We start from the raw sequence: 25,280 nt of genomic DNA on the forward strand, positions 1-25,280 counted from the left end.
CGCACCAGATTCCATACCCGTCATATCCGATCAAGTTTTATGATCGCGGCAGATATGATGGAAAGCGCACCCAGATACTCAAGGCGGACAGTATGCAAGGCAAACGAATCCTGCAGAAAACGCTTGCCCTGCCGATCGGCCGATACTGACGCATCACCATGCTAGGTATGGCGTATCGCACCAGCCCTGCAGCACTGATCGCATCATCACCACCTGACCTAGGCCGCATCGGCAAGCGCACCCGCCGGATTCGGCTACAGTCGCGCCGATATGCGCAAAAGCGCATCGATTGAAAAGCACCTCCCTGGGGGATGCGTTAGGCAGTCGCAGCGCGGCTCGATGGTGGGATCGGCAGAAGCAGGCCTTTCGCCGAGGCCTGCAACCTTTCACACGCCAGCACAGTGCGCCGGCGCCGATGCCGCGCAAAAGGACAAAAGAACACGCGCGCTCATGAGCACCTATGGGCGACACCCCCTGATGCGCACGTCCCGTCAATGACGTCCCATTACGTAGCCGGACGCGCCCCATTCGCCGCTTGACATCCACGCGATGAAAATCAAGGTTCGCCAAGCATTTGAGCTGGTTACTTGTCCGGTTGCATGACCCGGTTCTGAGAAAATGACTAAATTAAATACCCTTCTAGCAAGCACGTCTGCCCCCCCATCTCCGGTTACGCGGGCGCAGCCGCCAGCCGGTGACGACGGCCCTGGACCGAGCGCTCCTGCCGAATCCCTGCCTGCGGCCCTGCTCACGGCCCGGCCCAGCCGCACATCGCCCGTGCGCGCTGGCGAGCCGCCTTTGCACATGCGCACCAACAAGGCCATGCCCGGCGGCCGACGCGCACGCGTGCAGGCCGGCACCCCCGACACCCGCCAGCTCGCGCGTGCGATGGATGCATGGCTGGAGCGTCGTCCAGCCGTCCAAAGCGAATCCAGCCTGGGCAATGGCGGCATGTTGCTGCGCTATGCCGCCGATGAACGCGCGCCGCTGGCACCACGCAACGAAGCGTTTTTCGTGTCCCTTCCTGGCCTGCTGGTCGCCGCGCTGACGGTGGATCCGCAACTCGAGGCGCTGGCCGGCGAACCGCGGACCGCCGAGCGAGTCGCCGCCCAGCTCTCGGCGCCGCCGGTCGGTATGCTGACCGACATCTGGCAGGACGCGGACGGCTGCGCCTTCATCGAACGCGCCGGCCATCTGCACGTGGCCGACGCGCATGGCCGCTGGACGCCTTTGCGTCCGCTCGGCATGCACAATGCGCCGACGCTGCGAATGATCGGCCGGCAAGCCGACGGTGCCGTTTACGTGCACGACGGCCGGCAGCTATGGCGCGCGCACGCGGCAATGGCATCGACGCCGCCGATTGCGCAGATCCCTCCTGGCAGCTTGGTGCGCATCGATGCCAACGGCATCCCGCAGGAGTTGCACGATGGCTGTCTGACATCGCATGCCACGGACGCGCGCAAGCGCAGAGTAGAACTGTGGCGACCCAGGGCCGCAGGCCCAGGATTCGAACCCAGCCCGGCGCTGCCGGTCGATCTGCTGCCGCTGCCCAGCGGGTTCGGTGAAGATGCGCTGATCCTGGATGACAAGGGGCGCATCTACCACGCCAATCTGAGCGGTAGCGGTTGCATCCAGGCACAGCGGCTGGAGTTGCCCGAAGGCAAGCAGCATCAGGACGGTTGGGTGGTCACCCGCATGGGACTGGCCGTCGACAACACCGTACATTTGCTGCTGGAACACGAACAAGGAAACCGTGTGGTGCTGCAGCGCCCGCGAGGGCAGGACGTCTTCTCCCCGGCGTACCTGCTCGACCAGCCGCTGCTGCTGATCCGCGCCGAAGGTCTGCACGCGCCGGCGGACAGCGAGGTCAGCGAGCCGGTCCTGCTCGATGGGCACGCGCGCCTGGGCCATATCGATGGCGTTCTGCACTATCAGGCTGCGCCCGGGCAACCGTGGACGCGGCCGACCGGGGACGGCGGCGCACCGTTGACCGAAGTGGATCTCCTGCAGACCAGTCCCTTCGGTTTCATAGACCGGCGTTCGGTCTTTGCATTACTGGAGGGGAAACGGCGACTGGTCGAACTGAAACTGGACGGGCGCACCACCTGGTTGCCCGCAAATTCCACACCCAGCACGCCGTCCGGCGGACCACTTGCGGTCGTTCCCGATCAGGTGCAGGTCGACACTATGCATCTGGCCGACTTCGATGAGCCCGTGCAGCAGCTGGCGGTGCACGTTAACCAGACATTGGCGGTTCTATCCGAATCAAATACCTTGCATCTCATCGCGCCGGGACAGCCGGCGCATGAACTGAAAGGGCTGCAGCATCCGATGGCGATCGCGATCGGACTGGATGGCCACCTGCACGTGCTCGACCACGTCGACGATGTCGGCCCACAGCTGAAGCGGCATGTGGCCGATGACACCTGGCACGAAGTGGCGTTGATCCTGCCATCGGCAGAGCCGCCGACATCGCTGCGCAGCACGCGGACCGGGCAGCTACAGCTGCGCATCGGCGACCGCTGGCATGCACTGCTGCCGTCGATGACGGACGCCGACGGCACCCGCCAAGCGTCGCGCGTGGCGCCCGAACCGGCACCGGAGGAACCCGCCGCCGACGGCACCCAGTCCGGGACCAACGCCATCTTGAATGCGCGGCAGCCCACCCGCATCAGCACACGGCATCACGATGCCGCCGTGAGCACTACCTTGCTGGGCGCCACTTCCACCGATCCGCTGACCGCACGCTCCACCGTGAGCGTGTTTGCCGACACGGCCAAGGCGCAGGCCAGCAGCATGGCCAGAATGCTGGGCGATGCGGCCGTGGCCACCGGTCGCGCCACGGCGCGGTCGGTGGGTATCGCGCTGCCACAAACCGCCCAGCAGGTGCGCCTGAGCCGGTTTCGTGGAGATGCCCAGCAGGTGATGAACAGTGCGACCGAACTGTTCAAGGAACTGCCGGACTTGGCCGAGTTGCGCATCGCCGCCGCGGTGGGGCCGGTGCAGCCGCAACACTGCGCATTCTCGCCAGCGCAGCGCGATCAGCTGCTGCGCATGCGCGAGGCCGAACTCGGCACCTTGCTGCGCGAGCTGCGCAAGATCGGCATCCGCGAGCGCGTGATTGCTCCCGACCTCTCTGCGTTGAAGGACCGCAGTGCAGCAGCGACGGCGTCCACCGCAAGCTATCGCCTCGCCGAACGCTGGCGCAGCGCGCGGACCGCCGTCTCCACCACGGCCAAGCGTGCCGGCCTGCGCCACAGCGACGACCTGCTGCCGGCCCTGGATCGCAGCCTGGCGGCACTGGCGGCGGCGGCGGACCAGCCCGCGACGCTGTCCGCGCATGAGGCAGAACTCTTGCTCGAAGTGCGCAAGATCAGCGGCCAGTTGAAGGCCGCCGGTGTCTGCCTGCCGGCGATTCAACCCGACCCGGCCACCGGCAACGGCGGTGCACCCCACGCGCTGCGTACCGCGTGCTTACTCGGCAGCCTGGTCGAGTACGAGGCGCTGCTGCGCACCGATACCGTACCGTCGCTGCAGCAAGCCAAGGAGCGACAGAAGGCGTCCGCGCTACGCGGCCTGTCCAAGCTAGGCCTGTCGTCCTGGCAGGAACTGGAAGCCTTCGACGATGTCGTGGCCACGTTCCGCGAACAAATCGCTACGCCGGGCACGGCGCGCCGGCTGCAATTGCTGAAGAGCCTGGGATTGCCAGCCGATGCGGCTCCTGACGAGATGGCCTCGCGCATGACCGACCTGCTGCAGGATCTGTTCAACCGCAGCACTTTCTTTTCTGTCGCTTCGAAAGCGGCGGAGTTGCGCGGCGCGTTGGGGTATCCGATCTGGGCCCAGATCAATCCGATCAACGTAGGCGCCGGCGGCGAAGCCATCCATGCCTTGGGGGTCGAACGCATCGGCGATTCGAAGGACAGCGACGCGGGACTGGTCGCATTCTTCGTTCGCCACGCCAAGGGCAACATCTCCGCTACCTCCAGCGCCAGGATCAAGCTCGATCCCCTGGTGGTGAGCCTGCCCCTCTACGAAAACAAAGCGTTGGGAACAAAATCGTCGATCGGCTGGGGCAGTTCCGCCAGCCTCAACCTGGGCGGCGCTTACCAGCATGGCGTGGGCGCGGCAGTCATTCTTTCTCCATCCACGATCCCCGAATTCGCCCGACTGCTGTTCGACCAGCATGACCCGGACACCAGCAAACTGTTGCGCGCTGGCGTGAACGAAGGCGCGATCGGCCTGGACTTGTTCGAGACCAACTTAAATGCCAGCACTGCGCTGAGCGTGCTGGAAGCGGGCGTCAGTGATAGCCGCCAGTATGGCGCGCAGAAGCCTGGCCCCGATCCTGCGCATCCGCCGGCGGCGAGCGCAGCCAATGGGCGCAGTTCCATCTCCGGGAACCTATCCACCGGCGCCACTTTGCGAGCGGGCATGCACTGGAGTGAAATGGAGTTGCATCTGGATCACGCATGGACCGATATCATCGGCCTCGAGTTTCAGGGACGCGCCGATTTCAGCATGGAGGGCAGTCTCGGCCTGAGCGCTGGCGGCCAAACGTCCACCGCATTCGGTGCCGTCTTCCGTAACCTCATCACTGCGTTAACCAATGTCGGCAGCCTGCAGCTGGGGGGCGTTCGCGTGGCGTGCGGCGATGCACAGCTACCGCTGGGCGCCGCATTGAGTGACGCGCCCGACGGGCTGTTGCTCGGCACCGCCAGCTACAAGCGCACGCTGGATGCCAAAGCGGCGAGTCCGATCACGCCTGCCAATTGGCAACACATGGCCGAGCTTCTGCGCAAGACGTTTCCCGAAGGCGCCGCCGAACTGGATTCGCTGGACTATCCCTCACTGCCCAGCGAACGCATCGCCTTTCTCGAACACGTGATCGACCGCGTCCAGGGCAAAGGTGCTCGCACCATCGAAGCACAAGGGGCGCTGGAGGGCGCGCCGTTGCGACTGCAGAGCGTGCAGGCCCGAGACGCCACGCGCCAGGCGGCCGGCTCGCTGTGGCATTCGCGCTCGGGAATCAAGCGTGCAGTCGTGTTGCAGCTGCTGCAGGAGCTGCGGCAGGAAGAATCGCTTGCCGCACGCCACCGCGCCCGGCTGATTCCAGGCGCACGCGTGGAACTGAACATGTTCGGGCGGGAATCGCTGGACAAGGTGGTGACCCATGCGCTCGGCCATTCGGGGCTGGGTTCGAAGATGGGCGACCTTGCCGAAGTGCGCCGGCAGATCACCGGCCTGGACGAAGTATTGCGCCGTTTCAAGGACATTCCCTACATCAACCAGGTTCGCTTCGTCTTCGAGATGAGGCCGCAAGCCATGACCGTCATCAACGACGCGCTTGCTGCCAAGGTGCAGGAACAGGACGCCGACATGCTGGGAATCTCAACCACTGCATCCGGCATGGACTGGCGCAGCGTACTCGACAAGGCCCGCAGCGCCCCGGACCTGTACCGCCTTGCCGCGATCGCCGTGCACAATACGGACGCCAACATGGTCGGTCACCAGGTAGGCTTGCCGCTTGTGAACCTGTCCACCAATGCCGGCACCTCACACCAGCTGTTCGAAGCGGAGATCCAGTTCCGTTATGGTCTCTATGACCAGCTGCAGGGCGCCGAAGTGCTGGAAGCGGGCGGTCGCGCCCTGCAGCAGCGCTTGCAGCTGGACGGTACCCAGGCGATCGGGCGCCAGGCCATCGCGCGGTCCTCGCAGTTCGGCCCGCCTTCTCCGCGCGGCAAGCGCCCGAGCGATGCCGCATGGAGCGCGATGTCGCCAGAACAGGGCGACCATGCGCGTGCGCAACAACTCGACCCGGAACAGCTGCCGTACTCGCTGCATATGTCGCCTCGGCACGACCGCAGTCAAAGCCCCGAGCTCGATCCCTATGGAGATGGCGGCACGGAGGCGCAGACCGATCGCGATCGGGTCCTGGCGGAAATCCAAACGTGGTCTCCCTCCCCGGACCGAACCAGGCGCTGACCGCTGCAGACCACGCCCGCATCTCCTGGCGTGGCCTGTGGTCGCTAGCCCGTAGTTCGGCTGCTGCCGGGTGACGGCGCCCCTGGACGCGCCCTCGCCACGTACAGCCGCTACACGTCGGCCCGGGCCGCCGCGACGGCGCCGTCGCCACGAGCACGGGCGCCGCTTCAGCGGACTGCAGCCCACACCTGTGCGATCGCAGGCGCGCCTGCGCAGCCAGCGCGGCATTTCGGATTTCCATGCGACGCGGCATGCGGCAGACAGCACTGGCGCGCAGGCCCGCGCCCGCTTGCCAAGCCGTGGCGGCCACGGCACGCTGGGGGCCTCGTCGTCCCTGCCAGGAAGACCCGTGCCCGCCGTGATCGAAACCGTGCGTTTGCGTCTGCGCCTGCTGCAACCCGTGCGCGACGCAGCGCAGGCGCGAAACTACCTCGTCGATGGCAGTACTCAGCTACACCCGGAACGGCTTCGGCCTGTACGCCGCGGAGTGTCGCGACGATGGCGCCTGACTCGGCATGGCCGACCTGGTGCTGCGCCCCAACCTGCCTTGCCCGGACCTGGGCTACGCGCTGTTGCAGCAGTACCAAGGCCATGGCTATGCAAGCGAAGCGGCGCGCGCGGTACTGGCCCATGCGTCCAGGACGGCCTGGCGCTGCCGCGCCTTTGCGCGATCGTGGCGCCGGACAACACGCGCTCGATCCGGCTGCTGCAGGCGCTCGGCTTCGCCGCGCAAGGCCGCATGCGGGTCGCCGCGGATGCGCACGAGGCCGAGCTGTACGCACGCGACCTGTCCGCCTCGAACCAACGAGCGGTGACTTGAGTCGTGGACGCTCTGGCATCACTGCAGTTGCTGGCGCGCTACAACCAGTGGATGAACGAGCGGCTGTATGCGGCCGCGGCGACGCTGCCGGAGCAGGCGGTCGCGCAGGCGCGCGGTGCTTTCTTCGGCTCGTTACTGGGCACGCTCAACCACTTGGTAGTGGCCGATACGATCTGGCTGCAACGTTTCGCCAAGCACCCGGCACGGTATCCGGCATTGAGCGCGATCGCCGCCACTCCGATTCCCGCCGCGCTAGATGCACTGCAGGCCACGACCCTGGTCGCGCTATTGACGCAGCGCCAGACGCTGGACGCCACCATCGCCACCTGGATGGCGCAGGTAAGCGCCGCGGACCTGGACATCACGCTGCACTACCGCAACACTCGCGGCGACGCCCATCGCCAGCGCTTCGGCGATGTGCTGCTGCATTTCTTCAATCACCAGACCCACCACCGCGGCCAGGCCACCACCCTGCTCAGCCAGGCCGGCGCGGAAGTGGGCGCGACCGATCTGCTGATGTTGATTGCGCAGATGGAAGTCGAATGAGGATCGATGTTGCCGGCGGCGCGACAGCAATGCGCGCTAACGATGCTGAGAGAAAGAAAGATCCACGCGCCCAGCGTCCCCGAGCGGTTCGCAGAAAACTCGCCGCATCGCCTTCGGCGAGTCGATGCGCGCGGCTATGATGCCGAAGCCCAAGGCACGCTAGCGACGACGCCAGCGCCCTGCTGCAGCCGCCGCCTGCGCCACGAAGGCGCTACGCCTTACCGCTCTGCGCCTGCAATCCGGCAACGATCTCGCGCAGCTCCGCCACCTCGGCCTCCAGCGCCTGCACCCGCGCTTCCAACTCGTCGTTGCCGGACGCCGCCGGGCGCGCCTTGAACGACGCCGCCAACGCTTCGGCATCGATCGGCCCGCCGAGCAGATGCATGTAGCGTTCCTCGCGCTGGCCGCTGGCGCGCGGCAACTGCACCGCCAACTGGCGCTGCGCCAGACGCTCCAGCTGGTGCCGCACGTCCTCGGCATCGGCGAACCGCGCCATGCGCTCGGCCCGCGCCAGCAACTCGTTCGCCGTCTGCGGACCGCGCAGCAACAGCAGCCCGATCAGAATCACCTGCTGCTGAGTCAGATCCAGCGCCGCCGCCAGGCGATGCTCGTAGCGCACCGCGCGCGAAGAGAACTGCTGGCGCGCAAGCCCATACCCTTCCAACTGGCGCAGCGCATGCTGCACATCGCCCGGACTCAGCGACAGCACCGGCTCGCGCGAAGTCTTCTGGTTGGCCGCCACCACCGTCGCATTGACGGTGAGCGGATACGCATCCGGCGTGGTGGCCTCTTTTTCGATCAGGCAACCGAGCGCACGGGCCTCGACGGCGGAGAGAATGAGAGGAGGCTGCGCATCGGTCGTCATCGTGGGATACCAGAGCGGCAGGGGTGGCTAGGATAGCCCGGCGTGCGGCAACAGCTTGGATTTTCCTGTCACCCTTCCATGCAGGCATGCGTTTGCAACACCATCTTGGCGTCAGCGTGCAGGGCCATGCCTGGCAGATGCAGCGACGGTCGCTGCCTCCCATCCTCTTGCCTGAAGCCATGCCCGGTTCATGCCGCGCGTCATAGATTCGCCCACGTCGAAAGCCGTCATAGCCTCAAGAAGTGCCTCCCATGTCTTTCGCCGGGTTGCGAGCCAGCCTCGCCATCGCTGTCCTCGCGCTTTCTCCATGCGCACCGGCCGCCGCAATGCAGCGCCTTTGGCCGACCGAGCAGCAATGGCGCCAACTCGGGACCGACAGCGACGCGGCTACCGCGCAACTGCGTCTGGCCGACGCGGCACTGCACGATACCGCGCACCCCATCGCTGTGCTGAGCACCGCCGGCCGACTGAAAGGCGACCCCGCCAAGGCAGACACCGAAGCGAGCCTGGGCGACATGCGCAAGATCCAGGCGCTGGCCGTGGCCTATGCCCTGACCGGCAAGGGGCGCTATGCGACCAAGGCCGGCGACTATCTCAGCCGATGGGCCGCAGTGAACCGGCCTAGCGGTCAACCCATCGACGAGACCGGCCTGGAGCCGGCGATCTTTGCCTACCGCATCGTCAGGAAGGAACTCCCCACCGGCACCCGCCACGACATCGACGACTGGATGCGGCGCATCGCGCGCGCCGAGATCGTATCGCGCGATCACAAGCGCAAGACCGCGACCAACAACTGGCACAGCCATCGCCTGAAGAGTGTCGGCCTGATCGGCATCGCGCTGGATGACGGCGCATTGATCGCCTACGCCAGGGATGGACTCAAGCAACAGATCGGCGACAACCTGCGACCGGACGGACGGAGCATCGACTTCATCGAGCGCGATGCGCTGTCCTACCATGTCTATGACCTGCGGCCCCTGGTGACGCTCGCCTTGGCCTTCTCCGAGCGTGGCGAAGACCTGTATCACTGGCAAGCGCGCAACGGCGCATCGCTCGCGCATAGCATGCAATGGCTGCTGCCCTACCTCCGCGGCGACAAGCCCCATGCCGAATTCGTCGGCAGCGACGTCGCCTTCGACAAGGCCCGCTCGCGCAACGGCGAAGCGGGCCATGTGATCGGCAGCACCTACGCCCCGCGCGACGCATTGCCGTTACTGTCGCTAACGGCGGCCTACGACCCCGACAGCGCCCGCTTGGCGACGCAGCTTGGTGACGGTACGGCGGATCTGCGCCTAGCCTTAAGCTTGCTACCGACTCGGCCGTCGAACGTCAGCGACAGGTCCTGGCCCACCGTCAGGCTGGTGGCGTCGCCGCCGCGGGTGAGGCCGCTTTCGGTGCGCAGCGCGGTGGGCTGCAGCACCAGGTTGTTGCCGGCCTGCAGCGCGGCGCTGCCGCCGGCCTGCACGGCGGTGCCGGTGAGGGTCAGGTCGTGGCCGGCATTCATCAGCAGGGTGTTGTCGGCGCTGATGCCGGAACGGATATCGCCACCGGCCAACGCGTCGCGGGTGGTGCTGCGCAGGTCGTTGCCCGCGCTCAGCAGCACGTTGCGGCCGGCAATCTGACCGCCGAGGTTGAGCAGGTCCTGCTTTGCCTGCAAGGCCACCGTGCCGGTGCCGGCGATGCGGCCCTGGCTCAACAAGTTGCCGGCGGTGGCGCTGACATTGACGCCGCTGATCGTGCCGCTGTTGCTCAGGCCGGCAGTGGCGTTGAGCGAGACGTCGCCGTTGTCGCTGGCGAGCAGGGCGCCATCGCTGCGCAGGGTCAGCGCGGTGCTGGACGACAGGTATACCACCGGCACCAGCACCTTCTGGCCCTGGTATTCCTGTTCGACCATCCACACGATGTCGTGGGTCAGCGCGGCGACCTGTTCGGCGGTCAGCGCCACGCCGACATCCAGGTGCAGCACGCCGGCCTCGGCCACGGCGCCGTCCAGCAGGGCGCGGTACTGCGCCACGCCGTCGGCGTAGTTGCCCAGGTAGCGGCGGCCGGTCAGCTGGGTGATCTGGTCCAGCACCAGGCGCTGTTCGTAGAAGCCGTCGCCCAGGCGGGTCTGGGTCCACTGCGGATCCACGCCGAGCTTGTCGAGCAGGTAGTCGCTGCTGATGAAGTTGTCGTAATTGACGAAGCGCGGATCGGTCTCGATCAGGTAGCGGCGACCCGGGCCGGCGCTGCGGTTGGCGTTGACGCCGCCCAGGCCGTTGGCGGCGCGGCCCAAGGCGTTGACACTGGCGCCGTTGGCGCCGACCAGGCGGTACAGACCGCCGATCGGCAAGGTGATGTTGCCCAGCGGGGCGCCGATGCCGCCGACCACCTGCGGCACGGTGCCGGGGTCGGGGTCGATCTGCTGGTACTGGCAGCGAACAGGCTACCAGAACCAACATCCCGTTAAAACGAATATATTGATTTATTCATTGAAGCCAAAAGGGCGTAGCATCTTGCTCAAGACTATCATAATCTTTCAATGGCCTCATTTTTTCAATAACCAAATTCGGAAAATCTGAAACTAGAATTCTAACCGGCTGATATATATTGAATTCACCGTAAAATGATGTGGCGGATTCTTTGGCCTTTGAAAAGGCTTCGAAATAGTTGTAAAAAACGCCACTCAAATTAGAACTTCTAAAAGCCAGTAACGTCTTACTATCGCCATCTAAAATTGACTTATTCCACTCAATGGATGACGCTGAAATTTCGTTAAATGAAATTTTAACCAGCCCCATCAGCTCAGAGCACCTCTCCAAATCATCAAACCGCAGATATCTCCGATAAAGCCGATCCGTTAATAGCCCCCATTCTTTACCAGGATATTTTTCTGTAACAAAAGCGTTTATGCAGTCAAAAAAAAGCACAACATCCGATGGCGTCCCCAAATCATATGTTGTATGTCCGCCGTTAATTCCGATCATTCTCATTTGTCTTTGAAATCTATGTCGGTGGGCCCAATTATACCATTAGTTTTTTGCATAATACTTTTAATTATCTCATTTTTCTCTGCCATAGTTACATTTTGACCCCGAATGTCAATAACTACTTTCTGTTGCATGCCTGCAGGCAAGTCCGTCACTCTCTGCAACGCTTGCTTAGAAATGTTGTCAATCAGTCCCCTTTGATTCTTTGCAATGTTGTAATTTTTAACCTCGATGCTGCAAACATTTCCAACACACCAATCAGGGCGAACACTGTTCTTCGTTCCATAAGGAACTTCTTGACCATTTTTGAAACTGACTTGTGATCGAGCACCTGGACCAAGCCCTGACCCAACATCTATTTCAGATTGCCTGGGAGTTGGCCTGACTAAACTAGAACTATCTGCTGTAACCGTTAACTCTGGAAGATCAACTATAGCTTCTGAGGCACCGCCTCTCGAATAGCGAAGCCCTGCCAAAGTTGCTACCAAAGTCTGAGCGGCCATTGCGTACCCTAAATCCTTGGCCACAGCGTCATAAGGACGCCCACTGTCTTTAGCAATCCTGGCTATGCTTGTGTCCCAAATCCTACTCTCAGGATCCAAACCAGACGCTATTTTATTGGCGTTTGCAGCATCTTTCGAATAGAGATTCTTGTAGGAAATCATCCAATTAGGCCCACTTTCGTAGCCTTCTACGGCGTCTAAGGCTCCTTGCGCCAAACTCACACAAGCAGCGCTTGCCTTGTTCCCTGGAGCGCACGCCTCAGTTATTGCCTTATCTCTTGCACTATCTACACGCTGAATGTCTGCAAGTTCTTTCTTTTCTAAATCGCTAATAGACCCATCGCTTTGCTTTTTCTCAAGCAAAGCCTTCCGAGCTGCTTCTTCGTGGCTGAGATAGTTGTTCGCCACCTCGTTGCTGGCCGTCGCAGCACCCGATGTGCCACCAGTCATCGCACCAGCCGCTGTCGATGCCAATGCAGTCAGCGCGTCTGCCAGCGGACCCGTAACGCCTGCGTCCCTCAGTACCGATGCCACTGTCGGTGCTGTCAGCGTGCCGGCAACGGCACCCGTCGCGCCATCCAGGCCGCCCGTTAGCCCTCCGACCACGGTATGCGACAACACCCGCAGCGTACCGTTGTCCCCCCATTGGCTTTCCAGTTGCTCGGCCTGCGCCGTGAGTTGCGCCTTCTGTTCCGGATCGCTCGTCGCGTCGGCCTGCTGCCGCAACGCTGCAGCCTCATCCGTCTTGTGCTGTGCGTAATCACCAACCGCCTTTGTCGCCTGCTGCCCGAACGTCGCGGTGATCTGCGCCTGCGCCGCAACGCGATCACGCAGTTGCTGCGCATCCCATTGCTTGGTCAGCCCATTTGCACCATCACCGGTGACGACATCCCGCTTCAGGCCTGCCAACGTATCTGCCACGCTCTGGCCCGTCTTGGCTTGCTGGCCTGTTTCGTCCGTGATGACCAGCGCTCCACCACTGATGCCACTGTGCGTAGTGGAAGTGGCATCGCCACTCTCATGGCCGTAGCCGGCTGCGGTGCCGCTGCTGCCAGTCTGGAAGTTCTGCCAGGACCAGTTGCTGCCGTTGTTGGTGGTCGGGGCCGTCTGTCCGTCCGTGCCCTTAGCTTTGTCATCCCCCCTCGCGCCGCCATAGCTGTAGGCACCCGACAGACTGATGCCCTTGGCGTCGTAGCTGCTGCTGTTGGCGATGTCGCTATAGGTCAGCGTCCCTGTGCTCAGGCGGTTCTTGCCTTCGTCGATCGCTTCCTGGCTGCTGGCGATCACCGCGCCCTTCAGGTCGGTGTTACCGCCTACCTTGATGTCGAAGCCACCGTTGCCGGCCTGGATGCCGCTCTGCTCACCTACGCTGGCGTAATCGCCGTTGACCTTGTTGCTGCTGTAGCTGGCGCTGGCGCTGAACCCCATGCCGAAGGTGACACTGCCGCCCATGCTCTTGTCCTTGCTGGCATAGGTACTGGTGTCTTGCAGGCTCTCGATGTTCAGATTGCCGCCGACGTCTGCTACGACCTTGTCCGCAGACAACTGTGCACCCTTCAACGTGGTGTCATTGCCGCTGATCACCGTGGCAGCGTTGCCTGCGGCCACATGACTGTTGGTGTAGCTGACATCCTCGCCGTTGGCTTTGCCGCGCGAGCCGCTGGCACTTAGCGTCACACCCGCCGCAAATCCATCGGCGCCATAGGTGACCGCCACGCCTATCGCCGCACTGCTGCTTTTGCTGGTGCTGTGCTGTTCGGCCGTGTTCTTTGCCGCCTCGATGGTCACATCGTGATCGGCTACCAGGAGCACGTTGTTGCCCGCACTGATATCGCTGCCACGGATGAGCAGATTGCTCGCGTCACCGCCGCCGGTGGCGATCAGGCTGACATCACCGCCAGCCTGCAACTTGGAACCCTTTGCCTCGCTCGCGGATTGAGTGCTCTTGCTCTCGCTCTTGCTGCCGCCGATGGTCACCGCAATGCTGACGTTGGCGCCTTGAGCCGCCCCTTGCGCGCTGCCGCTGGCAAGCGCGCTGCCGGTCTGAGCCAGCGAGCTGGCCGCGCCGTACGCACTATAGGCGGCCGACCCCGCGGCCAAAGCCTGCATGCGGGTGTCGCCCTTCGTGTCCTTGCTCGCCTTGTAGCTTTCATTGGCCGACTGCGCCAGGCTGATCGCCGCCGAGCTGAGCGTGACAGACAAGCCGCCCTGGCTGAACTTGCTGCGCTGTTCGGCGTCGGTGGTGTCCTGCACCTCAGTGATGGCAATGTCCTTGGCCTTCACCGTGATGTCACCGGCTTGGGCGAGTACATCGCTACCCGTTTGCCTATAGCGGTTACCCGCCACCAGCGTCACATCGCCCTCGACGCTACCGACCGTACTGCCGGTATGGCTGACACCGGTGGTGTCGGCATTGTTCTGCACCTTTTGCGTGCCGAACGTCACGCCGATCCCGCCGCTGCCGAACATGCCCGACTTCTTGGTCTTCTTCTCGTGCTCCTCGCTGTGCTCGTTCTGTGCAGTCTCCAGGGTCAGGTCGTTGCCGGCCGCCAGTACCACGTCGCCGGTACCGGCGACCTGTGCGCCTTGCGACAGCAGGTTGTTGCCGGCCGCGATCTGCACGCTGTCGCCGCTGAGCGTGGTCGCCACTGCCGTGCTGTCGTGCCACTCGTCGTGCGTGGTGGTGGTCTTGCTGGACAGGAAGCCCTTTTTCTTCTTCTGCATGTCCTGTTCGGCGTCGTGCTGTTCCTGCGCGGCGAGCAGGTTGACGTCGTGGCCGGCGGCTACGGACACGCTGCCGGTGTCGGTGTAGACCGTGGCTGCGGTGAGGTTGACGTCGTGGCCGGCCTGCATGGCAATGTCGCTGCCGGCGCTGAACTCCGTGCCGTGGACGGTCTCGTCGCTGGTGCTGGTGGTCTGCTTGAAGCGTTTGCGCGTCTCCAGCGTGTCGCTGCTGTCCACCGTGGTCAGCGTGGTGCTGTTGAGGTCGTGGCCGGCGACCACCGCCAGGCCCTTGCCCGCGTCCAGCTTGGCGGCCACCAGGTTGACGTCGTTGCCGGCGCTGAGGATCAGGTTGCCGCCGGCAGTGAGCGCCTGCTGGTCGATGTCCTGGGTCGTGGTGGTCGTGGTGACCTTGGTCTTGCCTTGGCGGCTGTGGTCAGTCGTGGTGGTGCTCTCGCCCAGCACCGAGGTCACATTGAGGTCGTGTCCGGCCGCGGCGATCAGGTCGCCGCCGGCCTTTACTTCGGCTTGGCGAATGGTGATGTCGTGGCCGGCCGCCAGTTGCAGGCTGCCGTCGGTGACGATGCTGGTGCGTACCGTGGCCTTGCCGTTGGCATCGGCGACCGGGGTCAGCGACAGGTCGTGGCCTGCCTGCAGCGCGGCGTCGCCGCCAGCGGTGATGGCTACGCCGTGCAGTTGCAGGTCGTTGCCGGCGAGCAACGACAGGTCCTGGCCCACCGTCAGGCTGGTGGCGTCGCCGCCGCGGGTGAAGCCGCTTTCGGTGCGCAGCGCGGTGGGCTGCAGCACCAGGTTGTTGCCGGCCTGCAGCGCGGCGCTGCTGCCGGCCTGCACGGCGGTGCCGGTGAGGGTCAGGTCGTGGCCGGCATTCATCAGCAGGGTGTTGTCGGCGCTGATGCCGGAACGGATATCGCCACCGGCCAACGCGTCGCGGGTGGTGCTGAGCAGATCGTTGCCCGCGCTCAGCAGCACGTTGCGGCCGGCAATCTGACCACCGAGGTTGAGCAGGTCCTGCTTCGCCTGCAATGCCACCGTGCCGGTGCCGGCGATGCGGCCCTGGTTCAACAAGTTGCCGGCGGTGGCGCTGACATTGACGCCGCTGATCGTGCCGCTGTTGCTCAGGCCGGCAGTGGCGTTGAGCGAGACGTCGCCGTTGTCGCTGGCGAGCAGGGCGCCATCGCTGCGCAGGGTCAGCGCGGTGCTGGACGACAGGTATACCACCGGCACCAGCACCTTCTGGCCCTGGTATTCCTGTTCGACCATCCACACGATGTCGTGGGTCAGCGCGGCGACCTGTTCGGCGGTCAGCGCCACGCCGACATCCAGGTGCAGCGCGCCGGCCTCGGCCACGGCGCCGTCCAGCAGGGCGCGGTACTGCGCCACGCCGTCGGCGTAGTTGCCCAGGTAGCGGCGGCCGGTGAGCTGGGTGATCTGGTCCAGCACCAGGCGCTGTTCGTAGAAGCCGTCGCCCAGGCGGGTCTGGGTCCACTGCGGATCCACGCCGAGCTTGTCGAGCAGGTAGTCGCTGCTGATGAAGGTGTCGTAATTGACGAAGCGCGGATCGGTCTCGATCAGGTAGCGACGGCCGGGGCCGGCGCTGCGGTTGGCGTTGACGCCGCCCAGGCCGTTGGCGGCGCGGCCCAGCGCGTTGACGCTGGCGCCGTTGGCGCCGACCAGGCGGTACAGACCGCCAATGGGCAAGGTGATGTTGCCCAGCGGGGCGCCGATGCCGCCGACCACCTGCGGCACGGTGCCGGTGCCGGGGTCGATCTGCTGGCGCTGGCCGGCGACGTTGCTGCCGGCCAGCACGGCCTGTGCACCACCGGCCTGGATCTGGCTACGGGTGGCGTCGCCGCTGCCGGTGAGCGCTGCCTGTACGCCTTGCGCATGAACATCGACCGCGGATGTCTCAGTACTTTTAACCAGCGCGCCCTGTTCGTCGTCGATGCGGATCGGGCCGATGCTGGCGCTGACGATGCGATTGTTGACCGTTGCCCCGCCAGCGGCCTTGCCGGTCTGCGCCTGCACGGCTTTATTGCCGACGCCGCTGGCGCTCTGCGCGCTACGGCGGCTCAGCGCCGTACCTTGCCTGGCGTTGAACGCGGCGCCGCTGATGCTGCGCCCATCACTGCCGACGGCACCGTTGTTGATGGTGGCACCGTTGATCGAGACGCCTTGCCCACCGGTCATGTTGGCGGCAAGGGCGATGTAGCTGGAATCTACCGTGGTACTGGAGAGAATATTGGTCTCATTCTCATACCCGCATATCGGCTTCTTGCGTGCGTTCGGACCTGTGACGGTGGTGGCGGCACAGTCATCGATATAAGCGATCACCTTGTGTTCGACATCGTGCTGGATCACTTTCTGATTCAGTGCCAACGCTTGGTTCGATACAACCTCGCCGTTGCTGATCATTGCATCGGAAAGCCCGGCAACGCCCCGTTGATTGATCCACAATCCACCTGCGGCAGCGATTGTCGATGCATTATTGATCACGCTCCCGGACAGGGCTATGTTGCCACCTGCGGCGATACGGCCCTCGGCGCTGGCGGCAATCAGGCTCTCGCGTTCTTCGACCGAATATTCTCGATAAACGCCCGGGCTTTTGCCTTTGTATGGAACGCGAATGTAGTAAGACACGTTGGGATAGGTGATACCTCGACCTTCGATGAGTTCGCTGGGCATCTCCGCATTCGCTTCGGCCCTCTCGGCATCGGATAGCGGCCCTGTCTTGGTGCTCAGCACCCGCCGCTGGTTATTGAGTTGATTGGCCGCAATCAGGATGCTGCCGTCGGCCTCGATGCTTCCGGACAGGTTGTTGAGCACGCCGGTGCGCGAAGTGATCGTGCCGCTGCCGTCGCGCGCGCCGCCGATGGCGATGTTGCCGAGGCTGAAGATCTTGGCGTCGCGGTTGAGCAGTTGGTCGCGGACCAGCAGGGTCATGCCGTTGGTGGCGCCGATCAACGCCGAGCCGTAGGCGGCGTTGTCGGTGGCGCTGCCCAGGTCGGCGCCGTTGACCAGAGTGCCGGTGTCCACCAGTACGTTGCCGCCGACCAGGCTGCCGGTGTTGTAGATGCTGCCGGCCGTGAGCTGCAGATTGTTGCTGGCGGAAATGTCGCCGGCGTTGTCGATGGTTCCGCCGGTCGTCAACTGGGTATTGGCCGCCTGCATCGTCGCGCCGGCGCGGTTGCTGATGTTGTTAGCGGTCACGCTGAGGCTGCGCGCGGCCTTGAGCGCGGAGGCGTTGACCAGGTTGCCGCCGACGTTGAGGCGGAAGTCGCCGTTACTGGTGATGTCGGCGCCGGCGGTGTGGGTGTAGTCGCTGCGCACGGTCAGGTCGAGCAGGTTCTGCGCGAGGATGTTGCCGCCGCCGTCGAAGCCGACGGTGTCGATGACCACGTCGCCGGCGCCGCCGGCGCTGCTGCCGGCGCCGATGCGGCCGCCGCTGTTGCTCAGGCTCTGCAGGTTCAGGCGCACCGCCTGCTCGGCCTTGATGGTGCCGCTGCGGTTGTCGAGCGTGGCGCCGGCGCGCTGGAGCTGGAACGTATTGCCCGCGTAGACGTTGCCGCGCTGGTTGTCGAAGCTGTTGCTGTTGGCGACCAGGTCGCCGCCCGCTACCAGTTGGCCATCGCTGTTGACCACGCTGGCGGCGTTGAGCACGACGCGGCCGCGGCCGCCCAGGCTGCCGCCGGCGTTGCGCAGTTCGCCGCCGGTGCTGAGCTGGGTCAGGCCGCCGCCGTTGTTGGCGATGCTGCCCTGGCTGTTGTCGATGCGGCTGCCGGAGATGGTCATCGCGTTGCCGCTGTCGAGCTGGCCGCCGCTGTTGAGCAGCGCGCCAGTGACCGCGACCGTGAGATCGCGGCCGCCACTGATGCGCCCGCTCTGGTGGTTGTCGAGCTGGCCGCGCGCGGTCAGCGCCAGGTCGCGCCCGGCCTGGACGGTGCCGGCGCTGTTGCTGAGGTTTTCGGCGCCAACGGTGGCGTCGTTGCTGGCGCCGAGCAGGCCGCCATCGTTGTTGAGCGTGTGCGCGATATCGGCACGCAGATCGCCGCCGCTGCCGCCATTGGCAACCGCCTGCAGCGTGCCGCTGCGGTTGTCGAGGCTGTCGGCGCGCACGGTCAGGGTGCCGCCGGCGGCCTGCAGCACGCCGCTGCGGTTGTCGAGCGCGCCACCGAGCTGGGCGTTCACGCCGCGGGCCGACACACTGCCACCGACGTTGCTCAGACTGGCCGCGGTCAACGTGGCGTCGCCGGCGGCGGCGATCGCGCCGTTCTGGTTGTCGATGCCGGCATTGGCGCCGAGTTGCAGCTGGCCCTGGCTCAGGATGCGGCCGCCGGCATTGGCGACGGCGCCGCCGATGCTCAGGGTCGCGGTGCCGGTGCCGGCGTGTTCGATGCGTCCCTGGGCGTTGTTCAACGAGGCTGCGCTGAGGTTGAGGTCCTGGCCGTTCGTGGCCAGCTTGCCGTTGCCGTTGTCGAACGCGCCAGTGATGGCGATGCGGGTCTGTCCGCTGCCGCTCTGGACCAGCGTGCCGCCGGTGTTGCGCAACGACGCTGCGCCCAGATCCAGGCGTGCGGCCTGCAGTTGTCCGCCGACGCCGTTGAGCGTGCTGTTGTCGAAGCTGCCGCCGGCGCGCACGGTCAGCAGGCCGCCGGCGAGCAGATCGGCGCCGCGATGGTCCAGGCCGTTGCTCGCGGTCAGGCTGGCATCGCCGCCGACGCGGGTGGTGCTGCCGGCCAGGTTGAGTTGGGTGGCCTGCGCGGTGAGGTTGCCGGCGGCGATCAGCTTGCCGCTGGCGCTCAGGATGCGGTCGGCACGCAGGTCCAGCGCACCGCTGCTGCCGAGGCTGCCGTCGCTGCGCACGCCGGCGGCGGCGACGCCGCCGATAGCGATGTCGCCGGCATGCAGGCTCAGGTTGCCGCTGGACAGGGTCTGCCCGGCGTTGTCGATGCGCTGCGCCTGCAGGGCGATGTTGCTGCCGTTGACGATGCCGCGCTGAAGCAGCGCGGCATCGCTGGTCAGCGTGAGCTGGTTGGCCGACAGGCTGCCGGCCACGGTCAGGTCGCCGTGCGCCTGTAGTTGCAGCGTGGTCGCCGCGCTGAGCGTGCCGCTCTGCGACAGCGCGCCGCCGGCTTGGGCGCTGAACGCACCGGCCGCGGCCAGTGTGCCGCCCAGCGCAAGATCGCCGTGGCTGACCAGGGCGACGTCGCCGCTTTCGCTGCCGAGCTGGCCGCTGCTGGCAACGCTGGCCGCTTCCACGCGCAGCGCGCTGCCGGCGATCAGGTCGCCGCGGTTGTCGACGGCGCCGCTGGCGGTCAGGCCCAGGCGCTGCAGGCCGTAGCTGCGCCCGGTCTGCTGCAGCGAACCGATATCCAATTGCAGGCGCTGGCGCGCACGCAGCGCACCGGCGTTGTCCAGCGCGCCGCTCACGGTCAGGGTGGCATCGCCCTGCGCGGCGAGCAGGCTGTTGGCGGCGTTGTGGACGCTGGCCGCGGTCAGCGTCAGATCGGTGCCGGCCACGACCTGGGCGGCGTTGCTCAGTGCGCCGCCGGCGCTCAGCTTCAACGTCGTCGCTGCCTGGACGATGCCGGCGAGCGCGAGATCGCCGCTGCTGGTCAGCGCCAGCGTGGTGCCGGCATCCAGCGCGCCCTGGCTGTCGATGCGTGCGCCGGTCAGCGCAATCGCGCCGGCACTGTGCAGCACGGCCTGGCTGCCGGTGCTCAATGTCGCGCCCGCGCTCAGCGACGCGGCCTGGCCGCTGGCTTGCCCGTCCAGGCGCAGGTCGCGCTGGGCCTGGACCTGCAACGCCTGCGCAGCCGTGACCTGGCCGGCCAGGGCGATGTCGCGAGCGTGCAGATCCAACGCCTGCGCACTGAGGCTGCCCGACTGCAGCAGGTCGCCTTGTGCCTGCGCCTGCAGTTGCGTGGCCGCGGCCACGGTGCCGCCCAGGCGCAGGTCGCCCTGGCTGGTCAGCGCGACCTGGCCGGTCTCGCTGCCGAGCTGGCCGCTGCTGGCGATGCTGGCGGCGTCCACCTGCAGATCATGTCTGGCGATCAGTTCGCCCTGGTTGTCCACCGCGCCGCTGGCGCGTAGCGTGAGGCGATCGCCCGCGTAGGCCCGGCCGCTGTGTTGCAGCGTGCCGACGTCCAGGCTCATGGCCTGGCCGGCCTGCAGGCTGCCGGCATTGTTGAGGGTCCCCGGGGTGGAGAGTTGCACCGCGCCCTGCGCGGCCAGCGTGCCGCTGGCGGCATTGTCGATGCTGTGCGCGGCGACGCTGAGGTCGCGACCGGCCACGATCTGGCCGGCATTGCTCAGCGCTGCGCCGGCATCGAGCGCGATGTCGCGCGTGGCCTGCGCCACGCCGGCGATCGCCAGCGCACCGTCGCTGCGCAAGCTGAGGTCGGTGCCGGCAGCGAGCGTGCCGCGGCTGTCGATCGCGCCGCCTTGCAGGGTCACGGCCGCGGCGCCTTGCAGCACCGCGGCCGTACCGGTGGCGATGCTGGCGCCGCTCAGGTGCAGATCGCCGCCGGCCAGGACCTGGCCATCGACACGCAGCGCGCGCTGTGCCTGCAACTCCAGCGCGGCGGCGGTCTGCGCGCCGCCGGCGACGCTCAGGTCGCGGCCGGCGGCGAGCGTGGCCGACTGCGCCTTGAGTGCGCCATCCACCTGCAGATCGCCCAGCGCGCTGGCGCTCAGCGCCTGCGCGGCGATCACGCTGCCGCCTAGTTGTATGTCGCCCTGGCTGCTCAGCGTCACCTTGCCGGTCTCGCTGCCGATCTGGCCGCTGTTGCCGAGGCTGCCGGCGTCGATGCGCAGGTCGCCGCCAGCGATCAGCGTGCCGCGGTTGTCCAGCGCGCCGGCGCTGTGCAGATCCAGCGTCTGGCCCGCGTACAGCTCGCCGCTGTGTTGGAAGCTGCCGGCCTGCAGCAGCAGGGATGTCTGGCCGCGCAGGCGACCGGCGTTGTCGAGCAGGCCGGCGACGCGCAGGTCGAGCGTGTCCGCCGCGGCCAGGGTGCCGCTGGCACGGTTGACCGCACTGGCAGCGCTCACCTGCAGGTCGCGACCGGCGACGACCTGGGCGCTGTTGTCCAACGCCGCGCCGGCCTCCAGCACGACATCGCCGCCGCCTTGGGCGATGCCGGCCAGGGTCAGCTGGCCCTGGCTGCGCAGGCTCAGATCGGTGCCGGCATCGAGTGCGCCGCGGCTGTCGATGCTTGCGCCGTCGAGCGTGATCGCCGCAGCGCTCTGCAGCACGGCGTTGCTGCCGGTGGCGATGCTCGCCGCGCTCAGTTGCGCAGCGCCGCCGGCCACGGCCTGGCCATCCAGATTCAGCGCGCGCTGCGCCTGCAATTGCAGATTCGCCGCGCTTTGCAGCGAACCGGCGACGCTCAGGTCGCGCCCGGCGCTCAACTGCAGCGACTGCGCCCTGGTGGTGCCGCGCTGTTGCAGATCGCCCACTGCCTGCACGCGCAGCGCGGTGGCGGCGATCTGGCTGCCGTCCAGCTGTACGTCGCCACGGCTATCGACCAGCAGCTGTCCCTCCTGGCTGCCGAGCTGGCCGCTGCTGGCGACGCTGCCGGCCTCCACGCGCACATCGCGCTTGGCGATCAGGTCGCCGCGGTTGTCGAGTGCGCCATCGACCTGCACGGTCAGCGTGTCGCCAGCGTAGGCGCGGCCGCTCTGCTGCAGGCTGCCTGCGCTCAGGCTCAGCGCCTGTCCGGCCTGCAGCGTGCCGGCGTTGTCGAGTGCGCCTCGCACGTGGGCGTCGAGCGCCGCCTGCGCCGAGAGTTCGCCCTGCGCCCGGTTGGTCGCACTAGCCGCGCTCAGGGTCAGATCGCGGCCGGCGAAGACGCGGGCCTGGTTGTCCAAGGCCTGATCCGCCTGCAGCGCGACATCGCGCCCGCCCTGGGCGATGCCGGACAGGGCGATGGCGCCGCTGCTGCGCAGGCTCAGATCGGTGCCGGCATCCAGCGCGCCGCGGCTGTCGATCGTGCCCGCGTCCAGCTGCAGCGCCGTGGCGGTCTGCACCACGGCGTCCTGACCGAGCGCGACGCTGTCGCCGCGCATGCCCAGATCGCCGCCGGCGACGGCCTGGCCGTCCACGCGCAGCGCGCGCTGCGCCTGCAGCTGCAGCGTCGTCGCACTGCGCAGCGTGCCGGCCAGGGTCAGATCGCGGCCCGCCTGCAACTGCGCCGATTGCGCCTGCACGGTGCCACGCTGTTGCAGGTCGCCGAGCGCGGCGGCGCGCAAGGCACCGGCGGCGACCACGACGCCGTCCAGGTTGAGGTCGCCGCGGCTGTCGAGCGCGAGCTGACCATGCTGGCTACCCAGCTGGCCGCTGCTGGCGATGCTGCCGGCGGCGATGTGCACATCGCCGCCGCCGATCAGGTCGCCGCGGTTGTCCAGTGCATCGGTCGCGGCGAGGTCGAGGCTCGCGCCGCCGTAGGCCTTGCCGGTCTCGGTCTGGGCGAAGCTGCCGGCGCTCAGGCGCAGCGCGCCATCGGCATGCACGTTGCCGGCGTTGCGCAGCGTGGAGACACTGGCGATGGTGGCATCGCCACTCGCCGACAATGCCGCGCCGCTGGCGTTGTCCAGGCTGCCGGCGGCCACCGCCAGGTTGCCCCCAGCCACGACCTGCGCCTGGTTCTGCAGCGCCGCGGCGCTGTCCAGCGACACGTCGCCGCGCGCCTGCAGCGTGCCGGCCAGGCGCATGCCGTTGCCGCTGCGCAGGGACAGCGTGGTACCCGCGTCGAGCACGCCGGACTGGTCGATGTCCGCGCCTTGCAGGCGCAGCGCGCCGCCCGCCTGGACTTGCCCGGCCTGCAGCAGCGCGCCCTGCGCGTGCAGATCGGCGTCGCCGCCGGCGACGATGGTCGCGGTGCTGCGCAGTTGCCCGTCGGCGCTCAACTGCAAGGCGCCGTCGGTCTTCAACGTGCCATCCAGCAGCGCGTCGCCGCCGGCCTGCAGCTGCGCGCTGGTTGCATTGAGCGTGCCGGACTGGTGCAGGTCGCCTGCGGCCTGCGCGGTCAGCGCGCCCTTCGCCGCCACCGCGCCGTCCAGCATGAGATCGCCGCGGCTGCGCAGGCTGGTGGCGCCGCGCTGGCTGCCGAGTTCGCCGCTGCTGGCGAATTGCGCCGCGTCCACGCGCAGCACGTCGCCGGCGACCAGGCTGCCGCCACTGCGGATGGCGCCGCTGCTGGCGATGTCCGCGTTGCGGCCGGCATAGCTGCTGCCGGCATTGGCGAAGGCCGCCGCGTCGATCCGCAGGTCGCGCCCGGCGTACACGGTGCCGGCGTTGTCCAGCGTACCGGTGGTCGCCAGGGCGAGGTCGCCGCTGGCGGACAGCACGGCTTTGGCGCCGTTGCCGATCGCCGCCGCGGTGATGTGCACGCGGCCGCCGGCGCTGAGCTGGCCGGCGTTGTCGAGGCGGCCGCCGGCCTGCAGCGCGGCGTCCTGCCAGGACTGCACCAACCCGGACAGGCGCATGTCGCCATCGCTGCGCAAGCCCAGGCCGGTGCCGGCATCGAGCGTTCCCGCAGCATCGATCCGCGCCGCCTGCACGTTCATCGCCCCGCCGCTCTGCAGCGTCCCGGCGTTCTGCAGCCAGCTGCCGCCGGCACGCAGCGCCACTGCACCGCCGGCGTAGGCCACGCCGCTACTGCGCAGGCTGCCGCTCGCGTCCAGGCTCAGCGTGCCGCTGCTGTACAGCGTGCCGCCGGCGTCGAGTTCGGAGCCGAACAGGCTGATCGCGCCGGCGCTGCTGCGCCCGCGATGGTCGACGCTGCCGCTGGCGCGCGCGTCGAACAGGCCGCTGGCGACGGTGTCGCCGCTCAGGCTCACTTGCGCGGCGCGCAGGCGTATGCCGGCCTGCTGCGAGCCGAGCGTGCCCTGCTGGGTCAACGCGCCCGCGGCGCGCAGGTCCACGTCGTCGCGGGCGACGGTGTTGCCGCTCAGGCTGAGCTGGCCGGCGCTGTCGATCTGCAGGCTGCCGCTCTGCGCGGCCAGGGTGCCGCGGCTGACCACGCCGACGCCGGCTTCGGTGGCGATCAGGCGGATGCGGTCGGCGTACATGCCGCCGAGGTAGGCCACGTCGATGCCGATCGACGGCGCCGCGCCGTCGCTGCCCGGCAGCAGTTCCAGCAGCATGCCGTCGTAGCCGATGCGCTGCGTGCCGGTGCTGGCGAGCAGGTCCTTGGCCCACACCGAGCCGCCCACGCTGAGCTGGCGCGACAGCAGGTCCAGGCGATCGACGTTGGACGCGTCCAGGCCGTTGCTGCCGATGCTCAGTGCGCCGCCGGTGATGCTGAAACCGTTCAACGCACCGTCGCTGCCGAGTTGCGGCGTGCCGGTGGCCAGGGTGACCCGCGAGGCGTTGAGGAAGCCGCAGCCGTCGCAGCTGATGCCGTTCGGGTTGGCGATCACCAGTTGCGCCCTGGTCCCGGCGATTTCGGTATAGCCCTGCAGGCGGCTGGCGCTGGAGGTGACTTCGTTGAGGATCAGCGTGGCCGCGCCGCTGTTCTTCAGGTTGTCGTTGCCGGCGATATAGCCGCCGAGTTCGGTCTTGGAGATGTTGCCGCTGTTGTTGAGGATCAGGCCGTTGCTGCCGACGTCGAAGCGCGAATAGCGGTTGTGCGAGACGCCGCGCGCGTTGGGGGCGACGATATCGACCACCGGCACGCCGTTGGCCGCAGCCTGCTGGCCGGGCTGTTGCCCGCCGGGATTGGCGACCGGCACGACCTGGGCGTAGAGCGGCAGCGAGGTCCAGGTGACGGTGCAGCACAGCAGCATCGCCAGTGCGCGCTTGCAGCGCTCGGCCATCGTGGTGCCCATGCCAGCGGAATCCTTGTCCATCG

The 25,280-nt window shown here is 66.8% G+C and carries 6 protein-coding genes and 3 pseudogenes; 5 read left to right on the top strand and 4 right to left on the bottom strand.

What is annotated here, in order from left to right; translation table 11 throughout:
• Positions 1-804: 804 nt before the first annotated feature.
• The 4 genes and pseudogenes from E4A48_RS16655 to E4A48_RS16665 all read left to right on the top strand — a co-directional run bounded on the left by E4A48_RS16655 (position 805) and on the right by E4A48_RS16665 (position 7,351).
• Positions 805-5,985: a transducer protein car gene (locus tag E4A48_RS16655; protein ID WP_260607979.1), complete on the top strand. Its 5,181-nt coding sequence runs from the start codon at positions 805-807 to the stop codon at positions 5,983-5,985.
• A 515-nt stretch (positions 5,986-6,500) separates the two neighbouring features.
• Positions 6,501-6,575 (top strand): annotated as a pseudogene (locus E4A48_RS21640) (GNAT family N-acetyltransferase); the annotation flags it as partial.
• An 83-nt stretch (positions 6,576-6,658) separates the two neighbouring features.
• Positions 6,659-6,805, top strand: coding sequence for a hypothetical protein (locus tag E4A48_RS21260; RefSeq protein ID WP_230812408.1), 147 nt, complete (start codon positions 6,659-6,661; stop codon positions 6,803-6,805).
• A 3-nt stretch (positions 6,806-6,808) separates the two neighbouring features.
• Complete coding sequence (locus E4A48_RS16665; RefSeq protein WP_142742815.1) at positions 6,809-7,351, top strand: DinB family protein; 543 nt, start codon at positions 6,809-6,811, stop codon at positions 7,349-7,351.
• Between the two features lie 211 nt (positions 7,352-7,562).
• Here E4A48_RS16665 and E4A48_RS16670 read toward each other — a convergent pair whose 3' ends face one another.
• The gene (locus E4A48_RS16670) at positions 7,563-8,216 is read right to left on the bottom strand and encodes a YceH family protein (RefSeq protein WP_142742816.1); all 654 of its coding nucleotides are present in this window, start codon (positions 8,214-8,216) and stop codon (positions 7,563-7,565) included.
• Positions 8,217-8,542: 326 nt separating this feature from the next.
• Between E4A48_RS16670 and E4A48_RS16675 the strand changes: the two are divergent.
• Positions 8,543-9,253: pseudogene (locus E4A48_RS16675) on the top strand (alginate lyase family protein); the annotation flags it as partial.
• A gap of 377 nt (positions 9,254-9,630) precedes the next feature.
• Here E4A48_RS16675 and E4A48_RS21455 read toward each other — a convergent pair.
• The 3 genes and pseudogenes from E4A48_RS21455 to E4A48_RS16690 form a co-directional block, all read right to left on the bottom strand.
• Positions 9,631-10,347: pseudogene (locus E4A48_RS21455) on the bottom strand (hemagglutinin repeat-containing protein); the annotation flags it as partial.
• A gap of 337 nt (positions 10,348-10,684) precedes the next feature.
• A complete protein-coding gene (locus E4A48_RS16685) occupies positions 10,685-11,182 on the bottom strand; it encodes a hypothetical protein (protein WP_221887384.1) in 498 nt (165 codons plus the stop codon).
• 2 nt (positions 11,183-11,184) lie between these two features.
• On the bottom strand, positions 11,185-25,278 hold the full coding sequence (locus E4A48_RS16690) for a hemagglutinin repeat-containing protein (RefSeq protein WP_260607981.1): 14,094 nt from the start codon (positions 25,276-25,278) through the stop codon (positions 11,185-11,187).
• Positions 25,279-25,280: the final 2 nt, after the last annotated feature.

The sequence above is a fragment of the Xanthomonas translucens pv. cerealis genome (assembly GCF_006838285.1).
GTDB lineage: Bacteria > Pseudomonadota > Gammaproteobacteria > Xanthomonadales > Xanthomonadaceae > Xanthomonas_A > Xanthomonas_A cerealis.